The organism is Sorangium sp. So ce296 (assembly GCF_051529605.1).
GTDB classification, from domain to species: Bacteria; Myxococcota_A; Polyangia; order Polyangiales; family Polyangiaceae; genus Sorangium; species Sorangium cellulosum_D.
Genome location: NZ_CP150325.1, coordinates 11880989 through 11906617, shown reverse-complemented (window position 1 = coordinate 11906617; position 25629 = coordinate 11880989). Strand labels below are relative to the sequence as shown.

Below are 25629 nucleotides of genomic sequence, written 5' to 3'. Positions count from 1 at the left end.
GCCCCGCCCTGGAGCGACATCATCGCCGCTGCGGCGCGCCCGCTGCGTGCTCCTTGCTCATCTGCCGGATGCAGTGCTGGAGCGCCGCCCGGAGGTTCCCCAAGGTGGTCGTGCCGGTCAGATCGAGCCCGAGCGCCACGACGGTCTGTGCGACGTTCGACCGGATGCCCGTGATGATGCCCTCCGCGCCCAGGAGCCGGATGGCGCCGACGAGCTGGATCAGGTAGGCCGCGGTCTTCGTGTCCACCATCTCGACGCCGGTGAGGTCGAGGATGGCGTAACGCGCGCTCGTACGCACGATCGCCTCGAGCAGGGAGTCCATCACCTCTGCGGTCCTCGCGCTGTCCAGAATGCCGATCATGGGCAAGGTCAGCACGCCGTCCCAGACCTGGATGATGGGCGTCGACAGCTCGCGGATGACCTGCTGCTGGCGCTCGATGAGCTCCAGCCTGTTCCGGAGCTCCTCCTCCGTTTTCTTCGCGTCGGTGACGTCGAGCGTCAAGCCGAGGACCCCGTAGATCTCGCCGCGCGCGTCACGGACCGGGATCTGCCAGTTCTCCCACGACACCCCGTACGTCGAGAGCGTCGAATGGCCGGCCTCGCCCGCGAGCGCCCGCCGCAACATGGCATTCTGTGGATGATCCGCAAAAAGCTCGAACACGCTCTTGCCGACGAACTGTCCCTGATCGAGCCCCGCGGACGTGGCCGCCTTGCCCTCGTGGAACGTGAACACCCCGTCGCGATCGACGGCCCAGACGACGACCGGCAGGGTCTGCGTGACCGTGTGAAGGATGTGCTCCTTCTCCTTGAGAACGCGGAGTTGCTCGGCCCGCTCCGTCACGCATTGACCGAAGACCCCGATGCCGCTCACCTCCCCCCGCTCGTCGAGGAGGCGCTCGTGACTCCACTCGAAGACGGCCAGGTCCCCGCCCTTCCGGGCGTGGGACCACACGCGGGGCACCGCCCCGTCCTCTCCGAGGAGCCGCCGCCATGCGCTGGGATCACCGCGCACGGGCAACAACTCATCCACACGCCGGCCGACCGCCTCCTCCCGCGTGTAGCCGAGCAATCGCTCGGCCGCCTGGTTCCAGTCCTCGATCGTGAGATCGCAGCCGTACTCGACGATGGCCAGCGGCGCCCGCTCGAGGAGCCGCGCGCGCTTGCTCGCAAGCTTCACGACGTCGACGTCTCCCTGCGATCCGACGGAAGCCTGCATGCATGGAATTTTAACTTGAGCGTTCATCACCCGTCGAGAGGGTTCGTCGACGCGCCGAACGGTTCTTGCTCCGCGTCTGCAAGGTAGACCTCGATGACGCGGCGACAGCACACCTCGGGTCACATCTGCTGCGCCCTACGACGATGGCGCTCGACATCCGGACCGCATCATCGGCCCGCGATGAAGCTGTCCTGGTAGCCCGGGTCCTCGACCTCGAGCGCGGCCGGGGTGGCCGCGAGCGGGCGGGTCGTATCGAGCATGACCGCGAGCTCGCTCGTCGCGCGGCTCCCGAGGCTCGCCTCGTACGCGCCGGGGTGCGGCCCGTGCGGGACGCCGGCCGGGTGGTGCGAGATGCTGCCCGGGCCGACGCCGCGGCGCGAGGTGAAGTCGCCGCGGCAGTAGAACAGGAATTCATCGCAGTCGACGGACGAGTGGGGATAGGGACAGGGGATCGCCTCCGGGTGGAAGTCGACGGGGCGCGGCACGAAGCTGCAGATGAGGGCGCCCCGCGCCGCGAACGTGCCGTGCCAGTCCGGCGGCAGGTGGACGAGCCCGACGCGCGCCTGGAAGCTCTGGATCGGGAACGCGAACGGGTACACCGTCCCGTCCCAGCCGACGACGTCGAGCGGCGAGCGCTCGCAGGCGAAGCCGTGGAACGCGCCGCCGCGCTTCACGACCAGGGAGCGAATGCCCTCGTCGAGCGGGCCGACGAACGTGGGTCGCCGGAAATCGCGGTGGGCGTAGGGCGCGTCCATCCGCAGCTGGCCGACCTCGTTGCGCCACTGGCGCGGGAGGTGGATATCCGCGGCCTCGATCGCGAGCCATCGCTGGGGCGCTTCGTCGGGGAGGAAGCGGTAGAAGAGCCCCTTCGGGACGACGACGTAGTCGTCCTGCTCGAAGCGGAGATCGCCGAGCATCGTGCGCAGGAGCCCGCTCCCGCGGAAGATGAAGAACAGCTCGTCGGCGTCGGCGTTCGCGAAGTACACCGGATCGGCGGCGTCCGGCTGGGCCACCCCGATCACCACGTCGTCGTTGAAGAGGAGCGGCACGCGGCAGTCGATCGCGGGCCCGGCCCGCCGCGGCAGATCGTGCGTCCTGTAGTGCCGCTTCGCGAGCGGACGCGGCGGCGCGGCGACCGGCAGCGCGAAGCCGTGCTCGGCCCGCGCGAGCCGGTGCTCGTGCGGCCGCCGCTCGTGGTAGGCGATCGTATAGGGGCCGTCGAAGCCCGCCCGCGTCAGGCACTCCTCGTAGCGGAGCTCCCCCGCCTCGCTCCGGAGGGCGATGTGGTGCTTGCGGGGGACCGTCCCGACGGCGATGCGGTCGAGCATCAGCCGCTCCCTTGCGCGCTCTGTTGCCGCTCGATGCTCTCGAACAGCGCCCGGAAGTTGCCGGCGCCGAAGCCGCGATCCCCCTTTCGCTGGATGAGCTCGAAGAAGAACGGCCCCGCGTCGGGGTCGCGGTGCGTGCCCGACGACTCCTTGAGGAAGATCTGGAGGAGATAGGATCGCGCGCCGTCGCCGTCGACGAGCACCTCGAGCTCCCGCAGCGCCGCCACGTCCTCGTCGATCTGCCCGACGCCGAGCCGCTGCAGGCGCTCGGGCATGAGGTCGTAGTAGGCGGCCGGGGTCGGCATGAACTCCACCCCTCGGCCGCGCATCCCGCGCACGGCCGTGAGGAGGTCGTCCACGTCGAGCGCCACGTGCTGCACCCCGTCGCCGCGGTGCTCCTCGTTGAAGACGTTGATCTGCGAGCTCTTGAAGTAGGGCCGGTAAGGCTCGTTGTTGGCGAACTTCACGCCCGAGGCAGGGTCCCACATCACGGCGGAGCGCAGGCCCGAGCCGTGAGCGGCGCCCGTCCCGACGTCGTTCGTGTGAAACTCGATCTTCCAGAACGGCTCGAGCCCGAGCACGTGCTCCATCCAGAGCAGGGCGGGCGCCATCGTCTGGAAGTTCGACGTGATGTGATCGAACCGGGCGATCCCGAACCGGTTCTCGCCGCCGCGGGGCGCGTCGTAGGCCACGCAGCCGGGGAACAGCGCCCGGTAGCCGCGCCGCTCCACGAAGCGGAAGGTGGTGTCGCCGAACGGGCTCGTGATCGAGAACGACGCGAACGAGCCGCCCGCGTCCGTCGCCCGGTGGATCTCGTCGATCGGCGTGCCCCCGCGGCGGTCGAGCAGCCGGAAGGCGCGGTCGATATCCTCCACCTCGAAGATGATCGTGCCCACCCCGTCGGGGTGCTTGCGCAGGTAGCGCCACGCCCGCCCGCCCTCGCCGATCGGCTGCGAGCAGACGATGACGCACTCGCCGGCCTGGAACACGAGCGACTGCTGCGCCGCCGCCGCGCTCAGCTCCGGCGAGCTCGCGGCGATCTCCTGGAAGTCGAGCTTCTCCGTGTAGAACCTGCGGCTCCGCTCCAGGTCGCGCACGTAGTAGTGCAGGGCCTCTACCCGCTTGACGCCGATCGACTCCACCTTGGCGCTCATCCGGCCACCACCCGCTGCGCGATGCGCCCGAACAGGCTCTCTCCCGAGCGATTCAGCATCTCGATCATGATCGTGTCTCCTGGCTTCATGAAGGGCGTCCTCGCCGCCCCGTGCGCGAGGATCTCGAGCATGCGCTTCTCCGCAAGGCACGACACGCCGCGCGCCGGATCCCGGTTCGAGACGGTGCCGCTGCCGAGCAGGGTCCCGGCCGTGAAGCTGCGGGTCCTGGCGATGTGCTCGATGAGGTCGAAGAACGAGAAGTGCATCTCCGGGCCGGCCTCGGGGTCGCCGACGAGCGCGCCGTTGTACGTGGAGCGCAGCCGCAGGTGGACGCGCCCGTCGCGGAGCGCGTCGCCGAGCTCGTCCGGCGTGATCGCGAACGGGGAGAACGCCGTCGCCGGCTTCGAGCAGAAGAACCCGAAGCCCTTGGCGAGCTCGGCGGGCACGAGGTTGCGCAGCGTCACGTCGTTGGCCAAGAGGAACAGGCGGATGTGCCGGTGGGCCTCGTCGCGGCGCGCGCCCTGCGGGGTGTCGCCGAGGACGGCGCAGACCTCGGCCTCGAAATCGAGGCCCCAGGCCTCGTCGCGCAGGACGATGTCGTCGGTCGGCCCGAGGAGCACGCCGGAGCCGCCCTGGTACACGAGCGGATCGGTCGTGAGGGTCTCCGGAGGCTCGGCGCCGCGCGCTTTGCGCACGAGCTCGATGTGGTGGATGTACGCCGACCCGTCGACCCACTCGTACGCGCGGGGCAAGGGCGCGGCGAGCGCTTCCACGGCGAGCGGGGCCACGGCCGCGCCGCCGCGCTCGATGTGGTCGGCGATGCGGCGCAGCGCCGGCTCGGCGCGCTCCCAGTCGTCGAGCGCGGCCTGGAGCGTGGGATAGGCGGCGCCGGCCGGCGCGTAGGCGAGGCCGTCGCGGCGGACGACGACGAGCGTGCCGTCGCGGCCGGGGCCGCGGAGAGAGGCGAGCTTCATGCGGGGGCGAGCTCCTCGGAGGCGACTGCGATGACTTCGTATCCGATCCTTCTGGCGCGCGGCATAGGCAACCTCACCTATGCGCGCCGCGCTCGCGCGCGTCCAGGCGCCTCGCCCCGCTGCGCGGGCGGCAAGCGGATCGCGGCCGCGGCGCTCCCATCGTTCAGGGGATCACTTTTGCAGTTGGACGCCGAGGAACAGGGCATTCCCCTTCGCCCCGGACAGATCGCTCCTTTGATAGCCGAGCGCGACGCGCGCAGCGTGCCCTTCGATGATGTAGCCCATCTGGGCATCGATGAGCAGGTAGGGGTCGGCGTTCTTCGGCTTCGCTTGTTGCAGTCGGACGAGAGGCTGCAGCTTCCCGACGCCGACGTCGCTCGCCGTGAGGTAGCTCGCGAGCGCGAAATAGGAAAAGTCGAACCTCTCGAATTCGCCAAAGTACTTGTAAAATGCGCCTTCGAGCGTGATCGTACCCGCCGCAGGGAGGTTCTTTTCGAACAGGAGGTCGGCGTTGAGCTCGGCATAGGTGTCCGTGCGCGGGGTGCCTGGGGGCGTACCCGCCGCAGGGGGCGGCAACGATTCGACGGAACCTTCCCTCTGCACTTCGCCCGCGACGCCGAGCGCGAGGATGTCCTTCTCTCCGAGGTACGTAGACTTCTGGTAATAGGCTGGCTCCGGGTCGAGCAAGCTCAGGTTGAGCCTCGCCGTGTAGAGCGGGCTCACCGAGGAGTCATGCAGGTTGAACGCGCCCACGTAATACTTGAACAGGCCGCCCGCGATCTTGCCCCAGGCGGTCACCCCGTCGTTGCGTCCGAGAGGCCCCTGCCTCGGCCCGATCGGCGGCGCGTAGGGCTCGAAGAACCCGGGATAGTTCCACGGCCCCATCGACCACGGCCCGGAGAAGGCGGAGCGATCCGAAGGCACGATCATTCGACCGATCCAGACGTTCAGCAGATCGTGAAACTTGACCTTGGCGATGGCGTCACGGAGGGTCGCGCTGCCCGCGATGTTGCCCCCGGTCGGGGTCGGCCCGAACTGGGCGACGATCGCGCCCTGCACCCCGATGAACCGGTTGATCTCGCCCGAAAACGACAGATCCAGCTCTCCGTCCCCGAGCAGCCGGTCCATCTTCTCGCGCGCGCCGGGGTTCTGTAGGCGGCCTCCGACGCGGGCCCAGGCCGCGACGCTGAGCGGCAGCTTCCATGGCTCCTTCTCCGCCGGTGGCGCCGGCGGAGCTGGGCTGGGCCCGGCAGCGCCCTGCGGTGCTGGCGCGCCGGCGTGGGCTTCGGCGGACGGCGCTCGCGGCGCGCTCGCGTCCTCAGGGGGGCTCGCGGGCTCGGTCGCGGGAGCCGCGATCGGCGGGTCTTCGCCGGTGGGCGCCGGCGGCGCTTCGGGCTGCGCCTGTGCCCGTGCCGAGCGATTGAAGGAAGTGATGCTGAGGATGACGGCCAAGATACCTGCGCCAAGCTCGCCCCGGCGTATCGACGATCTCGTCAGTGTGCTCATGCGTTCTCCGTGGTGTGGTCTCGGCCGCGACCGCGCCCTAGCCGATCTCGTGAACCGTGAGCCGCACCCGGTCGGCCAGCCGCTCGCCCACGGCCAGGGCCAGCACGGCGTTCAGCCGCTGAAGCCCTGGCGCCGAGGTGCGCATGCGGATGGAGGTGCGGAAATAGGTGAGCCCGGGGTCCACGGCCTCGCCGCGCCCGAGCGCCGCCTGCACTTCCGGGGGCCTGGCGCGGACGCCTTCGGAGAGGATCTCCACCGTTCCATGGCCGGCGATGTCGAGGATGTAGTGGGCCGAGATGTCGGTCCGCCCGTCATCCCAGATCGTCTGCCAGTCGCCGCCGCCCGGCAGCACCCGCCCCTCGAGGCCGCCGGCCACCGTACCGCCGACGATGGGAATGAAGCGCCTCCCGGGCGGGCCCGGATCGACGGTGACCGGCGTGTCCACCGCCACCTCGAGCGTCATCAGGGGGACGAGGGGCGGGCTCACGCGGCGGGCTCCGAGGCGCGCTTCAGGCCGGTCAGCACCTTGTAGCGGGCGGCGATCGCCTCCAGCTCGCCGGGGGCGAAGACGTCCTCGATCCGGTCGAAGCCGTTCGGCGCGCGGTCCTGGGCGATCTGCATGCACTGCTCCGGGCCGTTGCCGCGATTGGCCGCCACGATGGCGGCGGTGGCGGGCAGGCGCTCGGCCTCGTAGGCGGCCAGCGCCTCCACCGGATCGGCGTGGGCGGCGAGCGCGCGGACCAGGGCGCGGGCGTCGAGGATGGCCTGGCTCGCCCCGTTGGAGCCGATCGGATACATGGGATGGGCGGCGTCGCCCAGCAGCGTCATGCGCCCATGGCTCCAGCGCGGCAGCGGGTCGCGGTCGACCAGCGGGAACTCGTAGATCGCCTCGGCCTCCCGGATCAGGGCGGGCACATCCAGCCAGTCGAAGCGCCAGGATTCGAACCTGGGCAGGAAGTCGGCGGGGTCGCCGCGCCGATTCCAGTCCTCCCGTCGCAGGCTCTCGGCGACGGCGAGCTCGGCGATCCAGTTGATCCTCTGGCGGCCGTCCGGCCCCGGCGGGGAGATGGGATAGGCGACGAACTTCTGGTCCTGATGCCCGGCCATGATCATGCTGGCGCCGGTGAGGAAGGGCGCGGCGAGCGTGGTCGCCCGCCACAGGATGCGGCCGCCATAGACCGGCGGCCCCTCGTCCGGATAGAGGCGGGCGCGCGCCGCCGAGTGGATGCCGTCGGCGCAGATCAGGAGATCGGCGGCGACCTTCCGGGCCACGCCCTCGCGGTCGAGGAAGCGCGCCGCGATGCGGCCTCCGTCCTCCTCGTGGTCCGTGAGGCGCCGGTCGCAGATCACCCGGTCGGCGCCCAGCCGCTCGACGGCGGCGTCGAACAGCACGCCCTGCAGGGCGCCGCGGTGCAGGGAGATCTGCGGCGCGGCGTGGCCCGCGAAGCGGCCGCGCGGCTCGCCCCAGATGCGCTGGCCGAAGCGGTTGTAATAGACAAGCTCCCGGGTCGCGACCCCCTGGGCCAGGAGGGCCTGGACAAGGCCCAGCTCGTCCAGCACCTCGCCGGCGTGGGGCAGGAGGTTGATGCCGACCCCGAGCGGCAGGAGGGTGGGCGCGGCCTCGAACACCGTCACCTCGTGGCCCGAGGCGTGGAGCGAAAGAGCCGCGGCCAGGCCGCCGATCCCGGCGCCCACGACGATCACCTGCATGAAATCCTCCGCAGACATGCGGCTTGGCGCCGCCTGTCGTTATAGACCGTAACAATCGCGCCGATCCGAGCGGCCCGGCGCGCGGGCGGGCGCGGATCGGCGCCACCATGGCCTCAATCACCGGCAGCTGGACGCCGCCGGCCGCCGCTGCGCGGCTGTCGGGCATCCCAGGGATGGTTGAGGGTGGACGCAGCCTAAGAGGTGCGGTTATTGAACATAACTGTCATGCTTGTGTTGTTGCGGACCTGCTGTTCTCTCTGCGTTCGTGGAGATGCAGGCGACTGCAACGAGCGTACCCGAGCCCGCTGGATCGAGGCATAGGCATACTCGCCTATGCCTCGATCCGGGACGAAGGGCTCGACCGCCGGGCGGGCGACGGCGGGCTCCGCGGCAGCTCGACTCCGTGAGCTTCACGCCAGGGAGCACCTTCGATCTGGAGTCGAGCGGCGGCGCGATGATGGAGCGCCCTCGTGTACCGGATGTCGAAGGGCGAAGCCTGGCTGAATCCACGCTCAGCGCGCGCAGGATCTCCTGGCGCACCTCGCCGGCAACCTGAACGACGCGGAGGCCGAGCGGGCCGAGGCGGCGTGGGCGCTCTCCTTGATGCCGTGAGGCACGACGCGGTGCCCGAGCCGCAGGCGCGACGGTTCGCGGCCGGGCGCGAATCAGGAGGGTCACGCGAGAAAATCAATCCGCTTCCCGCAATGCATCATGATGCGCGCGCAGGTGGGCTGCTCACCTATGGTACCGACGAGCGCCTCGGGAAGGCCTGGAGAACCGATCGCCTTCGAGCCGAGCAAGCGCTCGAACAAGCGCCGGTGGGGACGACCCGCGTACCCGCAGCATTCCGGGAACGCCTCCCAATTTCTCGCATCAACAGGCGTCCACCATTCACGGTTCGGCCACGTACATCCACGTAGAATCGTGGTAATAGCCTGCCTGCCGAGAGCCCTGGACGTCGGCGCTCGAGCCTCGGCGCCGCCTGGCTGCCGAGGCCACAACCCCGCATCGAAACGCTGCAGCTCGCGCGCTCGCCCGGCTCAGGACCTGGCCCTCGCCGGCCGCGACAGCGCACCCCACAGCGATCACCATGGACCCGAACCGCCTGATCGCCTCGCTCCAGCGCTCCCGCGCGGCCCTGAAGCTCGACACCGCGGACCTCTGTTACCTCGTGGCCCTGCGCGCGCGCGCCGAGAGGGCGGCGCTCGCGTCCTTCGAGGAGGACCTGCTGGTCGACGTCTTCGAGCAGATCTGCGAGATCACCGACCCGGGCGCCGAGAACCCTCGCAAGCGCGCCACCCACGCCATCCAGCGCCTGCGCGAGCAGCGGCTCCTGGCGCGGGTGGACGGGGCCGGCCTCGTGCGCGCGGGCGAGTACACGCTGACGCGCCTCGCTGCCGCGGTCGTCGACTTCTTCTTCGACGATGAGGCGCTCACGCGCGAGAGCCTCACCCTGCTCACGGGCGTCCTCACGGCCCAGCTCGTCCAGGTGCTCGGCGCGGCGCGGAGCGCAGGGACGGCCGAGGCATGGCACGCCGACGTGGTGGCGCCGCTGCAGATCACCGTGCGCGATCTCGTCGCCGGCATCGAGCGCCGCCAGCGCGGGCTCGACCTGCAGCAGGAGGAGATCCGCGAGAGGATCGGGGCCCTCCTGCAAAGCGACTGGTTCCGCGCCGTGGAGACGTGCGAGGAGCTGCTCGAGGCGACGGCCGCCACCCTGCGCGAGCTGAACGAGGTCCTGCTGCGAGACACGGGGCACATCCAGGCGCGTCTCCAGGAAATCGAGCAGCTCGCGGCCGACCGGGGCACGCCCGAGGCCGCCGAGGCGGCCCAGCGCGCCGCCGAGCACGTGGATCGCGTGAGCGCCTGGGGCCGAGACCGGCAGCGCGCCTGGTCGGAGTACTACCAGTACGTCCAGCGCTTCCTGCGGGACGTCGTCCGGCTGGATCCGGATCGGGCGCTGAGCCAGCGGCTGCGCGACCAGCTCGTCGCCTGGCCGGATCGCCCCTTCGCGCTCATCGCCGCGCGCGCCCCCTCAATCCGGCTGCTCCGGCCGCTGGAGGCGCGGGTCGCTCGGCCGCCCGTCGTGCAGCCTCGCGGGGCGTGGCGCACGCCGCTCGAGGAGCAGCCGCCGGACCCCAGGATGACCGATCAGGAGCTCCGCGTCCGCGCGGCCCTCGCCGCGGGAGCGGCGACCCTCTCGGAGGTGCTCACCGCCGTGCTGCCCGGGGTCTCCGAGGAACATCGGTTCGTCGCCGTCGGCCGGATCGCGGCGCAGCTCGCCGCGGAGGCGCGCCCCCGAAGCGCGCTCGATCCGCCCTGGGTCGAGGTGCCGGGGGCGCTGAGCGTCGAGGAATGGAGCCTCATGGCGGCCGCGCACGATGCGTTGCCGTCGCGGCTCCCTTCGCCGGCGCACGCCGGGACACCGCCGTCGCGGCTCCCTTCGCCGGCGCAGGTGGGGACATCGCCGTCGCGCGTCCCTCCGCCGGCCAGGCCAGGGCGCACGTCCGAGGAGGCTCCATGACGTCGGCGTCGTTCTCGCGCCTCGAAGAGGTGGTCCTCGATCCGCTCTTTCCGGAGGTCGACCTCGCCCTCCGCGCCGGGCGGCACGTGGATCGCGACGACGGCGATCGGTACAGCTTCCTCGTCGATGCTCAGGAGCTGCTCGAGCCCTTCTACCGCCGATACGGCTGCGAGCTCACGCACGCGACCGAAGGCTACTTCTACCTCCTGCCCTCGGGCGACCGGCTCGGCCGGCGGCACCTCACGGCCGGCGAGATGCTCGTCGGCCAGACGCTCGCGCTCCTGTACCTCGATCCGGCGACCGTGCAGTCCGGCGGCGCCGTGCCGCGCGCGCAGCTCGTGGCGCGGCTCGAGGGCCTGATCGGCCGCCAGCGGCTCGTCGTCGCGCTCAACCCGAGGCGGAAGCGCTACGACGAGCGGATCGCCGAGGAGACCGTGCGCCTCGAGATCGACAAGGCGCTGCGCGCGCTCGCCGCGCTCGGCTTCGTCGACCTCCAGGAGGAAGGCGGCCGCGGGGCGGCGCCCGCGGCCCGCGCCGAGCGCCTGCGGGTGCGAGCGCCCGTGCTGCGCTTCGCGGAGCCCGTGCGCGGGCTCGGCGACCGCGCCGAGGCGCTCGGGCGCCTCGTGGCCGAGGGGAAGGTGGCGCTCGGGGACGCGCCGCCGGCGGGGATGGACGAAGAGGAGGAGGAGCCGTGAAACGTGTCCAGGCCGCCGCGCTCGCCCTCGTGAACTGGCGAGGGGTGTTCTGCAGGACGTACGATCTCGATCCCAACGTCACCGCCCTCGAGGGGACGAACGGCGCCGGCAAGACGACGGTGATGATCGCCGCGTACGTCGTGCTGCTGCCCGACATGAGCCGGCTCCGCTTCACCAACCTGGGCGAGCACGGCGCGACGGGCGGCGACAAGGGGATCTGGGGCCGCCTCGGCGACCCCGGGCGCCCCTCGTACGCCTTCCTCGATCTCCGCCTCCCGCGCGGCGAGCGGCTGCTCGCCGGCGTGCACCTCGAGCGCCGCGCCGAGCCGACCGTCGAGCCGACGCCGCTGATCGTCACGGATCTCGCCGCCGGCGCCGCGCTGGAGGACGTCCTGCTCGACCGAGGCGAGCTCGACATGGTCCCCGATCTCGGCCGGCTCCGCGAGATCGTCGCGCGCGCCGGCGCGCGGCTCACCACCTTCACCTCGGCCAGGGAGTACTTCGCGGCCCTGTTCGATCGCGGCGTCACGCCGCTGCGGCTCGCGACCGAGGAGGAGCGCGGGAAGCTCAACGAGCTGCTCCGCACGAGCATGACCGGAGGCATCTCGCGGGCGCTCACCTCGGAGCTGCGCGGCTTCCTGCTGCGCGAGGAGACGGGCCTCGCGGACACCCTCGTGCGGATGCGCCAGAACCTCGACGCCTGCCGCAGGACGCGGCAGGAGGTCGAGGCGGCGCGGCGGACCGAGGGGGAGATCCGCGAGGTGTACGACGCCGGGCAGAGGATGCTCGCCGCCGCCGTGCACGCGACCAAGGAGGCCGCCGAGGAGCGCGCGAAGCGCCTCGACGAGGCGCGGCGGGCGCTCGCGGCGGCCGAGTCCGAGCGCGGCGGGCTCGAGATCGAGGTGGACGACGGGCGCGCGCGCAGGGACGTGGTCCGGAGCGAGCACGCGGCGGTCGAGGCGGCGGGGGTCACGGCCCGGGGCGTCGTCGAGCGGACCCGGCGGGCCCGCGAGATCGACGAGCGCATCCGCGAGCGGACCGCGCGGCGCGAGGAGGCTGCCGCGCGGCAGGGCGCGGCGCGCGCGGCGTGGGAGCGCGCGGAGGGCGCGCTGGGCGAGGCGCGGCTGCGCCGGGACGAGGCGCGCGAGGACCGCGAGCGCGCCGCCCGGGGGCTCTCGGACCTGCAGAGAGGCATCGAGGAGCTGGCCCGGCGAGCCGCCGCGCACCGCATCGCGGTGGCGTCCCTGGAGGAGGCGGCGCGGCGGCTGCCCGGCGAGGACGTCCGCCCCGAGACCGCCGGCGAGGTGATCGCGCGCTGCGAGGCGCGGCAGGAGGCGCTGGACGAGGAGATCGTGCGGCTCGATCGCGAGCTCGGGACCGCGGCGCGGCGCCGGCGCGAGTTCGCCGAGGTCGCGGGCGCGCTCGGGCGGGTGGTCGGCGCGGAGGTCCCGGCCGCCGGCGCCTACGAGCGCGCGTCGCAGGCGATCGAGGAGTCCCGGCGCCTGCTCCGGCTCGTGGAGGAGCGGCCCCGGCTCGCGCCCCGCCTCGACGAGGCGCGGGCGCACGCGCGGCGGCAGCGCGCCGCGCGTGCGCAGGCGGACGCGCTCTCGGCGCCCGACCGGCCGCTGTCGACCGCGGCCGACGTCGCCGCGGCCCACCGCGACGCCGAGGACGAGCTCCGCGACGCCGAGGAGCGGAGCCGCGACGAGGCCGAGGCCGCGCGCGACGCCGAGGCCGCGCGCGAGGCGGCGCGAGCGCGCGCCCGCGATCTGGAGGCGCTGGCGATCCGCTGGCGGGAGGTCCGCACCGCGGCGGACGCGCTCTCGGCGCGCGCTGGCCAGGGGATCAGCTCACGGGACGATCTGGAGACCCTGCGCGCCGCCCTCCAGACGCGACGCGATGAGGTCCGCCGGGGCGGAGAGGAGGCCGAGGCGCGGCGCCGGGCGCTCCAGGACGAGGCGCTCCGGCTGGAGCAGGCCGGAGGGCAGGTCAGCCGGGCGCTCTTGAGGGCGCGGGATCTCGTGGGGGGCGAGCTCCTGGCGGGGCGCTTCGAGGAGGTCGCCCTCGAGGACGCCGCCGCGGTGGAGGCCCTGCTCGGCCCGCTGCACGAGGCGATCCTCGTCGATGACGCGCGCGGCGCCGCCGAGGTCCTCGCGCAGGCGACCGAACGCCCCGCGACCGTGTGGCTCCTCGGAGGAGACGCGCCGCTCGCGCTCGACGAGGAGGGCCGGCCGCCCGGCGAGCTGCTCGGGCGCGACGCGCTCGTGCGGAGCGCCGAGGGCGTCCGCCTGACGCGCCTGCCCGAGCGGCCGACGCTCGGGCGCAGGGCCCGATCGCGCCGCGTCCGCGAGCTCAAGGAGGAGGAGCGCGAGCGCGCGGAGCGGGTCGAGGCGCTGCGCGCGGAGGAGCGAGGGCTGGATCGCGCGCTCGACGAGGTCGCGCGGCTGCTCCCGGACGCGGCGATCCTGGAGCGCGACGACCCCCGGCCGGAGCTCGGTGCGGCGCGCGAGGCCGGGGAGCGCGCGGCCGAGGCGGCGCGGGCGCACGGCGAGGCGGCGAGCGCGGCGCGGGCGCGCGCGCAGGGGTTCGCGCGGCGGACCGCGGCGCTCACGCGGCTGCTCCCCGAGGCGTGGCTCCTCGAAGCCCGAGATTTCGATGCAGAGGCCGCGGCGCTCGCCGCGCGGCTCGCCGAGGCGCAGCGCGCCGAGGCGGAGCTCGCGCGCACGGCGCCCGACCGGCGGATCGTGGAGGGGCGGATCGAGGTGCTCCGCGCGGCGCCTCCCTCGGACGACGATCTCGCGCGGATGGGCGCGCGGAAGGCCGAGGCCGAGCGCGCGCGCGACGAAGCCGGCCGCGCCCTGCTGGCGCTGCGTCGCGTGGAGGAGAACCGCGCCGCGCTCGCGTGGACCGACGCGGAGGCGGCGCTCCGGCGGAGGCGGGGGCTCACGCCGGCGCTGTCCGAGCAGCTCGATCGCGCGAAGCAGGCCCTGGATCGGGCGGAGGAGCGCCTCGACCGGGCCGAGGCGGCGGAGCGCGCGGCGCACCAGGCGCTCCAGGCCGCGGACGGCGCGGTGGGCAGCCTGGACGAGGCGCTCGCGCGCCATCGCGAGGAGCTGGCCGGGACCGGCGTCGAGGATCCGAGCGCGGCGGCGCTCGAGCGGGCGGAGCGGGAGCTCGCCGCCCTGGAGGAGCGCCGGGCGGCGCTGAGCGTGCAGGAGCGCGAGCTCTCGGAGGAGGTGGTCCGCCGGGAGGTGCGGCTGGACGGCGCGCGCGGGAGGGAGCAGGAGGCCCGCCGCCACGCGGAGGACGAGGAGCGCCTGTTCCGGCCGGCCCAGGAGCGCTGGGAGCGCCTGCGCGGGCTGGCGGAGGCGCAGGGCGCGCTGGCGTCCGCGCTCTCCGCGCGCTTCTCGGCCGAGCTCGCCGGCGCTGGAAGCCCCAACCTCTGGCCGCGGGCGCGCGAGCACGGCGCGCTCCTCCTGGAGCGCCTGGGTCGCGCCCAGGACGGCGCCGTCGTGGCGGCCGAGATCAAGGGCCGCATCGGCAGCGCCGAGCTGACGTCCGGCGAGGCGTACCTCGAGGCGTGGCAGCGGGTCCGCGACTGGTTGCTCCGCCGGATCCCGCCGCAGATCGCGGAGGTCGACGACCCCATCGAGGCGCTCGCCCGCCTGTGCGAGCACCTCGCGCGCCTGCAGGACCGGCTCGCGCGGCAGGAGGGCGATCTGCGCGGCGAGTCCTCCGACGTCGCCCGGAACATCGAGACGCAGATCCGCAAGGCGCAGCACAACCTCCGTCGCATGACCGAGGACCTCGATCAGGTCCGCTTCGGCAACATCCACGGGGTCCAGGTCCGGGTGCAGCGCGTGGCGCGGATGGACCAGGTGCTCCAGGCGCTCAAGGAGGATCCGGCGCAGGATCTGCTGTTCAAGACGTCGATGCCCATCGAGGAGGCGCTCGAGGAGCTGTTCCGGCGTCACGCGGGCGGGCGCACGGGCGGGCAGCGGCTGCTGGACTACCGCGAGTACATGGATCTGCGGATCGAGGTGCGCCGCCAGGCGAGCGCGACCTGGGAGCTGGCGAACCCGAGCCAGCTGTCGACGGGGGAGGCCATCGGGGTCGGGGCGGCGATCATGATGGTCGTGCTGGCGGCCTGGGAGCGCGACGCGAACCTGCTGCGCGGCAAGCGCTCTCTGGGGACGCTGCGCCTGCTCTTCCTCGACGAGGCGACGCGGCTCTCCCAGGACAGCCTCGACGTGCTGTTCGACCTCTGCCGGAGCCTGGAGCTGCAGCTGTTGATCGCGGCGCCCGAGGTGGCGCGCGCCGAGGGGAACACGACGTACCGGCTGGTGCGCCGGGTGGACGAGCGCGGGCGCGAGGAGGTGCTGGTCACCGGTCGCCGCGTCGCGCGGGAGCTGCATGGCTGATGTGGGGCGAGTGATGTGGGGCGAGTGATGCGGGGCGAGTGATGTGGGGAGAGGAGCTGGCGCGGCTCGCGCTGCTCGAGCTCTGGGCCACGGGCAAGCTGCGCCGCCGGTCCTCCCAGGGCGCGGTGTGGTCGCACCTGGCCGGGCTGCCGTGGACGCGGCGCACCGGCCGGCGGGACGAGGTGGCGCTCGTGGAGACGCAGCGCGAGGAGGTGCGGTCGCTGCTCGACCGCGTGTGGCCCGGCTGGGCCGAGGCGCTGGAGGAGCTGCGGGCCGCGGGGCTCCCGGTGGACGAGCGCGGCTGGCATCGGCTCAAGGATCGGGAGCGCGCCGAGAGGCTCCCGCGGGCGCTGCCGCCGCGGCTGAACCAGCGCACCGCGACGGCGGCGGTGGCGGCCCGCTCGAAGGCGGGGCTCACGGAGGCCCGTCGCGAGGCGCTCGGGGGCGTCGAGGTGACCCGGGATGGGCTGGTCCGGCTGAGGCCGCACGCCGGGCTCGCCGTGCGCCGCGGTGACGGTGAGGCAGAGCTCGACGTGGAGGTCGTCGTCCGGCTGCTCGGGGAGCTCGTGGTGACCGAGCGCGCGCTGCGCGACGGGACGCGGCTCCACGGCGAGCGGCCGGCGGCGATCCTTCTCGTGGAGAACGTGGGCGCTTACGTGGACCTGACACCGCCGCAGGGCTGGCTGGTGGCGCTGGTGCCGGGCTGGGACACAGCGACCGTGCGGGCCTTTCTGGACGAGCTGGACCCGAGGCACGAGGTGCCGGTGGTCCACTTCGGCGATCTGGATCCGAACGGCGTCCGTATCGCGCGGCACCTGCGCGCGCTGCGCCCGGACCTCCGGTGGGCGATCCCCGAGCTATGGGCGGAGTACCTGGAGGAGCGCGCGCTGCGGGGGGAGTGGCCCGAGGATCTCGATGTCGCGGGGGAGCCCGCCCTGGTGCGGGAGCTGTATGCGCGGGGGTTATGGCTGGAGCAGGAGGTGATCGTCCTGGATCCGCGGCTCGCGGAGGCGCTCGAAGGGTACCTGCGGTAGAGCGGGCATGCGGTGGAGGCGTGAGCGATGGCTCACGCGCCCAGCCGCCACCTGTCGAGCGAAAGGAGCAGCTTCTCCTTGATGGCACCTTCGTCCCCGAGCGCGGCCAAATTCAGATCGAAGTAGCGGTACGCGTATTCATCTCCGCCGACCCTCACCTTGTGCTCGGCCCCATTCTTCCTGTTGGCCATGCGCGAGAGCTGGCTCCAGGCGGAGCTCCAATCGGGCTTAGTAGCGCGTGTGCGGTGCAAGCCGATCCTGAGCTCGGAGGCCGCCGTCTCGGCGGACTTGAAGCTGGTAGCGTCAGGTTCGCCGTCGCAGGAGTCATCGTATCCCGTATCGGCGATGGCATGGATGTGGATCTTGCAGTGGGTTCCGTTGCTCGATCCCTGCCAGACGCACTCGACCTGGTAGGCCGGCGTCAGGTCCCATGCCCAGTGTTCAGGCCGGAAGAAAGGCTTCGTTGACTGGGGGAGCCTCGCGACGTTGATGGGAGCCCATCGGTCGAACTCGAAGCCCCGCTCGGCCAGGAATTCGTCTGTCAGTTGCAGCAAATCGCACAGCCGCCGATGGTAGGCATGCAGGAGCCTGTACGCGCGACGCACATCGGCGAGCGCCCCAGCCAAGTCGACATTCTTCTCGTTCACCGGATCCTCCACCCCTGGATTGTGGACACCGAGCCCTCGCCTGCGAGTCGTTCTGCGACCGCTGGCAACGACGAGAACCAGGTTTTCCTACGGTACCCCCACGCCTCGAGCGCCGCAGCCATGTCGCGCAGGATCGCCGATTGCGGCGATCCGCGCGTCGACGCCTCGATCGGATAGAGCATTTCGCGCAGATCTTCCCACCGGATCGTGAGCACCCCGGCGACATCGCTCGCGACCTCGCGCCGGACACGGGCGAGGTTGCCCTGCCCCTCCTGCGTCACGATGCCTCCGACCGCGATGAGCCATAGCTGCTTCTTCGAGTGCGCGGGCACCGCCCGCGCCGCGCGGATCTGCTCCACCCACTGTGCCGGGTCCTGGAATCCCCGATGCTTGGCCTCGATCAGGAGCAGCGTGTCGCCCCACGAGACGAGCACGTCGGGCTCGACCCGCACCTTGTTCCGCCCTCCATCCCCTGGCCGAAGGCTGGGCCAGAACGACCACGAGGGCACCCCCACGGGAGGGATCGCGGGCATCGGCAGACCATCGCCCAAGGGCTTGCTCGCGCCACGCAGGATGGCCCACGCGAGTTCGGCCGGCAGGTACTCCAGCCGCTCGAACACCATCGACGTGAGCGGGTCCTCGAGCTCCGTCAGCCCGTCCGTCGCCGTCCCCTGGGTGCTGCGCTCCTCCAGCAGCGTGTCTCCGTCGCTTTCCTCGTCGACGCCGACCGCCATGCGGCGGAGCTTTCCGTGCAGGAGCGCCTTCAGCATGCACGACGAGGCTACAGTCTCGCTGCGCCGGCTGTCATCCGTGACGGCGTGCTCGCCACCTACGCCGTGTCGTCGCACGTGGCTCGTGGTCGTCGCCGAGCAGGCGCTCCTCGGGCGTGCCTGCGGACCTCGGCTTCGACGACGCGGCGACGCTCCGCCGCGTGCCGCCGTCGATGAGGTCTCCCGATGGGAGCGTCGCCGGCGGCGTAAAGTGAGATTTCTTACATTATGGCGCCCAGGGAGGCGGGACGCCCAGGGGATCGCTCGGCCGGAGGGTGGCCCCTCCATCGCGGAGATGGGTGCCACCCATCTTTTGCTGGAGGCACGTCCACCCGGAGACGGGTGCCACCCATCTTTTGCTGGAGGCACGTCCACCGCGGAGATGGGTGCCACCCATCTTTTGCTGGAGGCACGTCCACCGGGAGACGGGTGCCACCCATCTCCCGGGTGGACGAGCCAGCTCACCGGGACGGGTTCACGGCATCCCGCCCGCCCCGAACGGGGGCGCCGAGACGGCTTCCGGCTTTCTGGCGGGGGCTTTCCGGCGGGATGCCGTGAGCTGGTGCGCCATCGCAGAGGTCTCGATCAGGTTGTGCATCGGGATCACGCCGGCCGCGACCGGGGCCTCCTCCTGCCTCCTCCTGATCGAACGGCAGCCGCACCAGGTACACGTCCTTATCCCCCCAAGGCACCTCCGAGCGCGCCACCTCCGCGCTGGCCGCGATGATCCCGCCGCGCTCGTCGCTCGCGAGCCGCGCGCAGAGCCACGCGAGCACAACGTCCTTTCGTGGATCGCCATCCAGACATAGCTCCGATCGCGATGGAATTGGAACGTCGTGAAGTCTGCCCCCCGTCGCGAGCCCCATCTGCTCCACGAGATCGACGAGCGCAACACCCCGATCCTGGGCGCGCGGCGGCGCAGCGCGGCAGCAGCAGCAGCGGCGGCGCGCACACGCGCGTCGCTGTCGCGCAGCCGCGCCCGCGCCCGGGCGAGGTCGACGGCGCTCGCGTCCTCGCCGAGGAGCTCCAGCACCGAGGCGCGGAGTGCGGGGCTGGGATCGTCCATCCGCGCGATGACCGCGCCGCGGTGCTGCTACTTCATCTCTATCGGCCGGAGCGTTCTCGACAGTCCAGCGCTCAAGCTCACGCACTGCCATCCGGACTCAGGTCGATGCGCAGCTCCGCCATCAGCTTGTCCAGCTCCGACCGGGGTACCCGCTCGATCAGGTAGGCGACAAGATCCTCCTGCCGCGGCTGGCCGAAGACCATACGATAGACGGCGAGGGAGCTTCGCAGCCGCTGGATGCGCTCTCGATCGTGGCTGAGCGGCAGCGCGGGGACATGCCGTTCAATGCGCGCGGCGCCTCCAAGGAAGATCCAGTACGGCACGATGTCGGTCGCATCCGCAGGACGTCGCTGCAGGGCGCGGGCGAACATCGCCTCCCAGCGATCGCGCTCGCCGTCATGGAGCGCCGCCTCCCCGTGCGCCTCAGCGATGTTCTTGCGCACCGCGTGGTTCTTGTAGCGGTGGACGCGTCCCTCACGCTGCTCGAAGTCGACCGGGTTCGACGGTACGTTCCAGTGGACGACCGAGTGACAGTACGTATGGAAGTCGAGACCTTCCTGGCCGACAGAGGTCGTCGCCAGCACGAACGGCCAGAACGGCGAGTTGAATGCTTTGCGTACGTGATCCGCGCGCGTCACCAGGGAGCCGTCCTCCGACCGCTCATCCCCGTACCGGAGCGCGAAGTGCGTCCGCAGGTTGCGGCTCACGCGCTTCACCGTGCGGCCGGCCTCGCTCCGCGCAAGGTCGTCGATGGCGACGCGCGACGTCCGGAGCTCGATCGCTTCCACGATCTCGTCCGCGACCTCGTGAACGCGCTCGCCGATCGTCCCGGCGAGCAGGCCAAGGTGGTCGCGAAGCACGTGCACGTACTCGTCGAGCACCGCCTGGAGACACCCGTTCACGCAGTAATCCAGGACCTGCCGCCAGTACGGCGTCGCGTCCTCGCCGCGCCGCATGCTGCGCAGGAGCGCCACCACCTCGGGCTGATTGAACAGCGCGCGGAACGCCCACGCGGTGGTCCCCGCGCCATTGCGCAGGGCCGTGCGCGCTGCGTTGTCGAGGGTTGATTCTCCGCCCACGACATGGAGCATCGCCCGGAACATGGTCACCGCAGGCCCGCCGATGGCGAGATGCGCCAGGACATCGACGAGGTCGTCGGGCATGCGCCCCAGCGCCTTCTGCCCTTCCGCCGACGTCGCCGCGGCAACGCCGCCGAGCGCGACAGCCCGCGCCTCCTCGACATGGTCCGCCCAGCGGCCCCGTCCGGTGCGCTCCTCGCCCTCGACGGGCGCATCCGCGTCCTCCACGCCGGACCATTCCGCAGCCAGGTCCTCTTGCTGGAACCAGGCCAATGTGGTCGCCTCCCGGAGCTTGCGGTCGAGGAGCAGCGGGGCCGCCCAGTACCAGCGCTCGTCGACAGCACCGTCCGTCCGCGTGCGCGGCAAGTGCTTCTCCACGGCGAACTGGATCTGCTCCTTCGCCAGTTCCAGGATGTCGGTTGCGGGGATCGTGCTCAGGCTGAAAGGCGCGCCGTCGCTCGATCGGTCCCGGGCAAGCTCGACGGCGAGCTTCGCGGGATCGCACGCTTCCGCGAGGTAGAGGCTCGGATAGAGGAGCGCGAGCACGGCCATGCCGGTCAGGCGACCGTCTGCATCGGCCCCGAAGCGCAGCGACCCGCGCCGGCCCGACCTGTACTCCGTCGTGTACGCCGCGGCCGGATCCTCGCTGAACACCCGTCGCTCGACCTCATAGCTCAGTATCGCGGCGATCGCTCGGGGGACTACTCGCCATGACGAGAATACGAGCCGCTTGGTCAGCCGCGCCACCCCCGCGTCCGCGAACGGTCCGCCGAGCGCGTAGTACGGCATCGCAGGCGGGATCCAGAGCAGGCGGTGCGCGCCGGTGCCCAGGAAGTCGTTTACCAGCGCCCGCATCCGTGGGTTGCCCGGCTCGACTTCCTTGTAATCGTGGACGTTGTCCCAGGGCAACGTGGCCGTGGGAGATACGGACAAGGCGCGGGCGACAGACATCCTCTGGTCGCCCGCGTCGAGCGCCTTGCGCAGCTCGGTCTTGAGCTTGTACCCCTCGTCCAAGAAGCTGAGCACATAAGGCGCGCTCTTCCAGTACTCGATGGCGTCCTGCTGCCCGACCACCCGCGATACGGCCTGCACGGCGAGGTAGTCGAGCACATCGGTCGAACGGAGCTCCGGCGGCTCCCCGGGCACCTCGACGAGCATCCCGTTCCGGTCCGGCGTCGAGGCGAGCCGCTCGGTCCGGACCATCACCCTGCGGAGCCGCTCCTCGAGCCGCCCGGTAGCCGCGCGGAGGCGCTCCGGCCCCTCGGCCTGCGTCAGCCCGAGCAGGGCGGAGTGGTACGCCTCCATGTCGGCCTCGATCGTCCGGGCGTCGTCCGTCGTCCCCTCGAGAAAGCGAATGGTGCGCACGAAATCGCGGTAGTGGTCGTCCTCGCCCGCATCGTCGCTCAGCGTGTACATCTTGTAGGGAGTCGCCGACAGGAGCAGCACCCGGACCTTCGGGTACTCGAACACGGCCCGCGCGAGCACGCTCGCCTCGTCGTCATCGTCGTCGAGCAGGTGGCTGAAGCGCTGAAACTCGTCGAGGATCACGATATCGGGCTCGAGCGCCTCGACGCAGCTCGCCGCCAGCACCGAACGGAGCGCGCCGACGAAGCGGGCGCGGGCGCGGCCGGTCTCCGTGTCGATCACCCGGTTCGACGAGGAATAGGCCCGGCACAGCGCGTCGAGCTGCGCGCGCAAGTCGGGCTCTCCGTTCGCCCTCTCCTGCGCCATGTGCTTCGAGAGCGCCTTCTCGAACGCATCCTGAGCGGTGACGTCGATCAAGGATCGGTCGAAGCTGTCGAGCCGCTCGCAGAACCGGTCAACGCCGACGTGACCACGGAAGACGTGGATCATCGGCTTGCCTGCGCCGAGATCCCAAGCCTTGCGGAGCATCCAGTAGAGCAGCACCCGCTCCTGCGCCTGGCCCAGCCCGTCGCGCACGTCGAAGGACGTCGCTGGCGTGAACGAGATGAAATTGACCCCGGTGCTCGTGCTCTTGAGCTTGCTCACCTCGATGGGAAGCATGGTCAGGCGCGACGCGAGGGCCACATGACCATCTCCGTCGAGCTTCAGCCGCTGGATGTTCTGCCTTGCGATGTCGCCGTTCGAGCAGATGTACAGCACGTCGATGCGCGGCACCGTCGCGCGCAGGTGATCGATCGCGCGCGCGATGACGCCACGCGCGACCAGCGTCTTGCCTAGACCGACCTCGTCCGCCACGAGGAAGCGGCAGCTCCCGCCCTCCCGCCCGTAGAGCCGTTCGAACACCCAGTCGACCGTCCGCCGCTGAAAGTCCTTGAGCCCCGCCAGCACCGCGTCCGCGACGCGCGCCTCCGTGTCTCTGTTCACGACCGGCCTCCTCTGGAGCGCTGCGCCTCCCAGGCGGCGCGGATGGGCTGCCAGATACGCTCGAGATCGGGCGGCAGCACGGCCGCGCCGTCCGGCGTGCTCCCGAGCTCCCGCACGGCCCGCTCGAACTCACGCAGCCGCTCCGGCTCCTGGTCGAGCGCCCGGAGAAGGGCCTCGAGCAGCGGCGTCCCCGAGCCGCCGCCGGGCCAGCGGGATGCAGGTCCCTCCACGGTCCCCTCGGCGTCGAGCAGCGCCTCGATGCCCTCCACCGGATCGAGCGCCAAGAGCATCCGGAGAAATCGCATCACCTTGGTTGGATCATCGAGCATCGCGTGAAGGATGCGCGCGTGCCGGTGGTCCGGCGCCCCGTCGAGCGGGACGTTGACTACGAAGACGATCTGCGCAGTCCGCGCGCCCTCGTGAACCACGACGCGGAAGGCGAAGAAGCTCGTCAATGCCTGGAACGAGCACCGGGAGAATGTGACCGACGCGCCGGCACCGGACAGCGAGAGGCCCGTCGCGTGATCCGGCGGGAGCGCGATCGGCCAGCAGCGCACCTCGGTGCCCTGCCCGAGGTCGAGGCGCGCGCCCTCCGCGCGGAGGTGGACGCGATAGCGCTCGCTGCCGTCATCCGGCGCGGGCTCGCGCTCGACCTTCGCCTGCCAAGGAGCGCCCCCCAGCGCGAGGCGCAGGGCGCGCAGCCGGCGGTCGAGCGCCGCGTCGACGGGGTCGTCTGGCACGGCCTCCCCGGACGGCGTGAACGCCACGAGCAGCGCCCGCAGGGCGGCCGACCCGCCGGCGTCGCCGAGCGCGGCGTCGATGCCGACCTTGCCCTTCTTGCCCGTGAGCTGGACGAGGAGCTCGACGTTCTCGTGGAACGCCGCCCGCGTCGCGTTGGCGGATCCGGTCCAGACGTGCGCGCTCCGCCCCGCATCGGCGATGTAGAGCTTGGCGTGGAGCCCGCGCCCGGCCGTATCCGCGGTGATCGTCTCCCCGGCGTCACCGTCGCCCCCGGTGTCGCCGTCCTCGCGCTCGCCCTCTGCTCCTTCATTGAGGACGTGGACCGCGTCGAAGTGCTCCAGCGCTCCGGCTGATATACGGGCGAGCTCCTCGGTGCGTGAAACGAGCACGTGCCCGCTCCCGGTCGCGGTCAGCCGCTCGAGCGTCTCTGCGGCGACGAACGGCGAGACCACCAGCATCCGATCGATCCGCGTATCGAAAGGCCACCGCACCTTGTCGTCGTGGCCGAGGGGCCAGAACCTGAGATCCTCGAAGTCCTCCGGCTCCGTGAAGGCGACGCGGCGCACCTCGTCGGCGAGGAGCGCGGTGTCCGTGACCACCCGCCCGGAGGCGGGGCGCACGGCGAGGCCAGGCAGCGCCGCAAGGAAGTCCCCGAGCGGATGATTCCGGGCGATCGCGTTGGTGCGGTCCTTGAGCTCGCCCTCCAGCGAGAGCATCGTATCCCACGACCGGTCGAAGGTGAGGTTGCGGGAATTGACCAGGACCCGATACCGCACGGGGCCGTCGGCGGAGGTGAAGCGCTGCACCCACACCTTGGGGTGGAACACCCCCTGCTCGCTTCGCGCTCGCACCTGGACGACGGCCCCTTCCAGATAGGCGAGGAGCTGGCGGTACTGCGCCGGCGGCGCGATGCAGCCCGACTGGCAGAACACAACGAGCTTCTCGGCGTGAGCGCGCACGGCCTGGAGCAGCGCCGTCGCCCCCAGCGGCTCGGCCTCATCCGCCGCTGGATCCTCGCGGCGAGCGATCCGGTCGAAGAGCGAGAAGGACAGCGGCGCAACCAGCAACGCGATCAGGTCGAGCGAGTAGGTCGTGGCGAGGGCCCGGTCGACGACGTAGCCGTCCGGCGGCCGCAGCGCCTCGAGGAGCACCCGGCGATCCCCCGGCTCAAGCATCGTCCCCTCCCCGACCCAGGGCCGCGTAGATGTCGGCCAGCAGCCGGCTCGCCGAGGGCCACCGGTAGTTGAGGCGCGCCGTGCCCGACTCGCCCCCCCAGAGCTCCAGCGCGCGGGGGTTGGTGAGCCGCGCCCGGCCGCCCTTGAGCTGCTGCTCCCGCTGCCACACCAGAGCGCGCGCCGCCTTGTCGTCCGCCCCGCCGTCCGGCTTGTCCCAGGGGGTGAGCCTGAGCCAGCCCTCGACGAACGCCTCTGTCGTCCGTGTCACACGCGCGTGCTGGCGGACGAGGCTCCAGAAGGCGGAGCGGTCCCAGGCGGCGATCGCCCCGCGCCGTCCGCGCATCTCTTCCGACCAGCCAGCGAGCTCGCCCCGGAACCTCTCCACCGCGTCGCCGTTCCCCGTCGACTTCGCGCGCTCCTCCGCGAGCATCACATTGTAGAGCCACGCCGCGCCCTGCATCGTCTCGGCGAGCAGCCGCGCGTGCGTCAGCGCCTCCTGCACCTCGCCGGCGAGCTCCCCGAGCTGGGGGTGCATCCACGGGAAGTCGACGTCGGCGGGGCGGCCGCGGCGCGCCAGGAAGGCCAGCAGCGACCGCGGCGCGGAGAGCAGGATCCGATCGACGAGGTAACGCGCCTCCTCGCGCCGCAGGGCGAACCCGGCTTCGTCTAGGAAGCGGTTGGGTGGAATCGGGATGTTGGCGTGCCAGTTGCGGCGCACACGCCCGTCGAGGCTCTCGCCGTCGTCGTCACGCCCGGCGCTGTCGCGGGCGGCGTAAAAGCGATCGAGCGAGCGGTGGTAGTCGTCCTGCGATCCCTCGAAGGTGCGTATGCCCCACGCCGCGAGGCCCAGCCAGTAAACGTTGCTCGGGAGCCGCTTCAACGTCTCGCCGGCGAGGCCGCCGATCGTGCCGAGCGGGTCTTCCGACGCCTTCAGCACCTGGATGAGCTTCGTCTCGGCCCTGCGCGCCTTGGCCTCGATCTCGTGCGAGGGCGTCTTGCGCTCCTCGAGCTTGAGGTAGATCCAGGGCACGAACAGGAAGTACCGGGCCCGCGTCTGGATGACGCTGGTGCCAGGAAAGAACAGATCCGCGAAGGCGTCGCGGATGCCGCCGAGCCCGAGCTCGTCGCGCGTGTCGCTCTCCTTGAAGCGCTCGATCGCCTCGAGGACCCGCTGCCGCTCCCGATCCGAATGAGCCAGCCATGTGAACGTCGAAACCAAACCGAGCTCCTTTCCGGTCGG

The 25629-nt window shown here is 71.8% G+C and carries 16 protein-coding genes; 4 read left to right on the top strand and 12 right to left on the bottom strand.

Annotation, left to right across the window (positions count from 1 at the left end; translation table 11 throughout):
- Positions 1-19: 19 nt before the first annotated feature.
- From WME98_RS43875 to WME98_RS43845, 7 genes are all read right to left on the bottom strand, one after another.
- Positions 20-1216 carry a PAS domain-containing protein gene (locus WME98_RS43875; RefSeq protein ID WP_437947578.1) on the bottom strand — a complete coding sequence of 399 codons (1197 nt, stop codon included), beginning with the start codon at positions 1214-1216 and terminating at the stop codon, positions 20-22.
- Between the two features lie 167 nt (positions 1217-1383).
- Positions 1384-2544, bottom strand: a complete 1161-nt coding sequence (locus WME98_RS43870; RefSeq protein ID WP_437947577.1) for a homogentisate 1,2-dioxygenase — start codon at positions 2542-2544, stop codon at positions 1384-1386.
- Entirely contained in the window at positions 2544-3698 is a 1155-nt protein-coding gene (locus WME98_RS43865; protein WP_437947576.1) for a 4-hydroxyphenylpyruvate dioxygenase family protein, read from the bottom strand. Before WME98_RS43865 ends, WME98_RS43870 begins: the two co-directional genes overlap by 1 nt.
- Positions 3695-4672 carry a fumarylacetoacetate hydrolase family protein gene (locus WME98_RS43860; protein ID WP_437947575.1) on the bottom strand — a complete coding sequence of 326 codons (978 nt, stop codon included), beginning with the start codon at positions 4670-4672 and terminating at the stop codon, positions 3695-3697. The genes WME98_RS43865 and WME98_RS43860 overlap by 4 nt, the downstream gene beginning before the upstream one ends.
- A 171-nt stretch (positions 4673-4843) precedes the next feature.
- Positions 4844-5800 (bottom strand): hypothetical protein, encoded by a 957-nt coding sequence (locus WME98_RS43855; RefSeq protein ID WP_437947574.1) that lies wholly within the window; start codon positions 5798-5800, stop codon positions 4844-4846.
- 415 nt (positions 5801-6215) lie between these two features.
- Complete coding sequence (locus tag WME98_RS43850) at positions 6216-6665, bottom strand: DUF3237 domain-containing protein (protein ID WP_437338505.1); 450 nt, start codon at positions 6663-6665, stop codon at positions 6216-6218.
- Positions 6662-7906: a flavin-dependent oxidoreductase gene (locus WME98_RS43845; RefSeq protein ID WP_437947573.1), complete on the bottom strand. Its 1245-nt coding sequence runs from the start codon at positions 7904-7906 to the stop codon at positions 6662-6664. Before WME98_RS43845 ends, WME98_RS43850 begins: the two co-directional genes overlap by 4 nt.
- A 1072-nt stretch (positions 7907-8978) precedes the next feature.
- Between WME98_RS43845 and WME98_RS43840 the strand changes: the two genes are divergently transcribed.
- From WME98_RS43840 to WME98_RS43825, 4 genes are read left to right on the top strand one after another with little or no spacing between them, the layout of a single operon-like run.
- The gene (locus WME98_RS43840; RefSeq protein WP_437947572.1) at positions 8979-10412 is read left to right on the top strand and encodes a condensin subunit MukF; all 1434 of its coding nucleotides are present in this window, start codon (positions 8979-8981) and stop codon (positions 10410-10412) included.
- Positions 10409-11107 carry a chromosome partition protein MukE gene (locus WME98_RS43835; RefSeq protein ID WP_437947571.1) on the top strand — a complete coding sequence of 233 codons (699 nt, stop codon included), beginning with the start codon at positions 10409-10411 and terminating at the stop codon, positions 11105-11107. The genes WME98_RS43840 and WME98_RS43835 overlap by 4 nt, the downstream gene beginning before the upstream one ends.
- Positions 11104-15528, top strand: a complete 4425-nt coding sequence (mukB, locus tag WME98_RS43830; protein WP_437947570.1) for a chromosome partition protein MukB — start codon at positions 11104-11106, stop codon at positions 15526-15528. The genes WME98_RS43835 and mukB overlap by 4 nt, the downstream gene beginning before the upstream one ends.
- 41 nt (positions 15529-15569) lie before the next feature.
- Positions 15570-16562 (top strand): Wadjet anti-phage system protein JetD domain-containing protein, encoded by a 993-nt coding sequence (locus WME98_RS43825; protein ID WP_437954086.1) that lies wholly within the window; start codon positions 15570-15572, stop codon positions 16560-16562.
- Between the two features lie 32 nt (positions 16563-16594).
- On the opposite strand, the gene WME98_RS43820 is transcribed toward WME98_RS43825, so the two are convergent.
- From WME98_RS43820 to WME98_RS43800, 5 genes are all read right to left on the bottom strand, one after another.
- A complete protein-coding gene (locus WME98_RS43820; RefSeq protein WP_437947569.1) occupies positions 16595-17209 on the bottom strand; it encodes a hypothetical protein in 615 nt (204 codons plus the stop codon).
- Positions 17206-17979 (bottom strand): hypothetical protein, encoded by a 774-nt coding sequence (locus WME98_RS43815; protein WP_437947568.1) that lies wholly within the window; start codon positions 17977-17979, stop codon positions 17206-17208. The genes WME98_RS43820 and WME98_RS43815 overlap by 4 nt, the downstream gene beginning before the upstream one ends.
- 1143 nt (positions 17980-19122) lie before the next feature.
- Positions 19123-22473: a helicase-related protein gene (locus WME98_RS43810; protein ID WP_437947567.1), complete on the bottom strand. Its 3351-nt coding sequence runs from the start codon at positions 22471-22473 to the stop codon at positions 19123-19125.
- Positions 22470-24389, bottom strand: a complete 1920-nt coding sequence (locus WME98_RS43805) for a phospholipase D family protein (RefSeq protein ID WP_437947566.1) — start codon at positions 24387-24389, stop codon at positions 22470-22472. Before WME98_RS43805 ends, WME98_RS43810 begins: the two co-directional genes overlap by 4 nt.
- A complete protein-coding gene (locus WME98_RS43800) occupies positions 24382-25608 on the bottom strand; it encodes a DUF6361 family protein (protein ID WP_437947565.1) in 1227 nt (408 codons plus the stop codon). Before WME98_RS43800 ends, WME98_RS43805 begins: the two co-directional genes overlap by 8 nt.
- Between the last annotated feature and the right edge of the window lie 21 nt (positions 25609-25629).

Coding starts and splice junctions, on each gene's coding strand:
- WME98_RS43805 (WP_437947566.1), bottom strand. CDS start 24,389: ATGCTTGAGCCGGGGGATCGCCGGGTGCTCCTCGAGGCGCTGCGGCCG.
- WME98_RS43865 (WP_437947576.1), bottom strand. CDS start 3,698: ATGAGCGCCAAGGTGGAGTCGATCGGCGTCAAGCGGGTAGAGGCCCTG.
- WME98_RS43825 (WP_437954086.1), top strand. CDS start 15,570: ATGTGGGGAGAGGAGCTGGCGCGGCTCGCGCTGCTCGAGCTCTGGGCC.
- WME98_RS43815 (WP_437947568.1), bottom strand. CDS start 17,979: ATGCTGAAGGCGCTCCTGCACGGAAAGCTCCGCCGCATGGCGGTCGGC.
- WME98_RS43840 (WP_437947572.1), top strand. CDS start 8,979: ATGGACCCGAACCGCCTGATCGCCTCGCTCCAGCGCTCCCGCGCGGCC.
- WME98_RS43845 (WP_437947573.1), bottom strand. CDS start 7,906: ATGTCTGCGGAGGATTTCATGCAGGTGATCGTCGTGGGCGCCGGGATC.
- WME98_RS43875 (WP_437947578.1), bottom strand. CDS start 1,216: ATGCAGGCTTCCGTCGGATCGCAGGGAGACGTCGACGTCGTGAAGCTT.
- WME98_RS43860 (WP_437947575.1), bottom strand. CDS start 4,672: ATGAAGCTCGCCTCTCTCCGCGGCCCCGGCCGCGACGGCACGCTCGTC.
- WME98_RS43855 (WP_437947574.1), bottom strand. CDS start 5,800: ATGGACCGGCTGCTCGGGGACGGAGAGCTGGATCTGTCGTTTTCGGGC.
- WME98_RS43870 (WP_437947577.1), bottom strand. CDS start 2,544: ATGCTCGACCGCATCGCCGTCGGGACGGTCCCCCGCAAGCACCACATC.
- WME98_RS43835 (WP_437947571.1), top strand. CDS start 10,409: ATGACGTCGGCGTCGTTCTCGCGCCTCGAAGAGGTGGTCCTCGATCCG.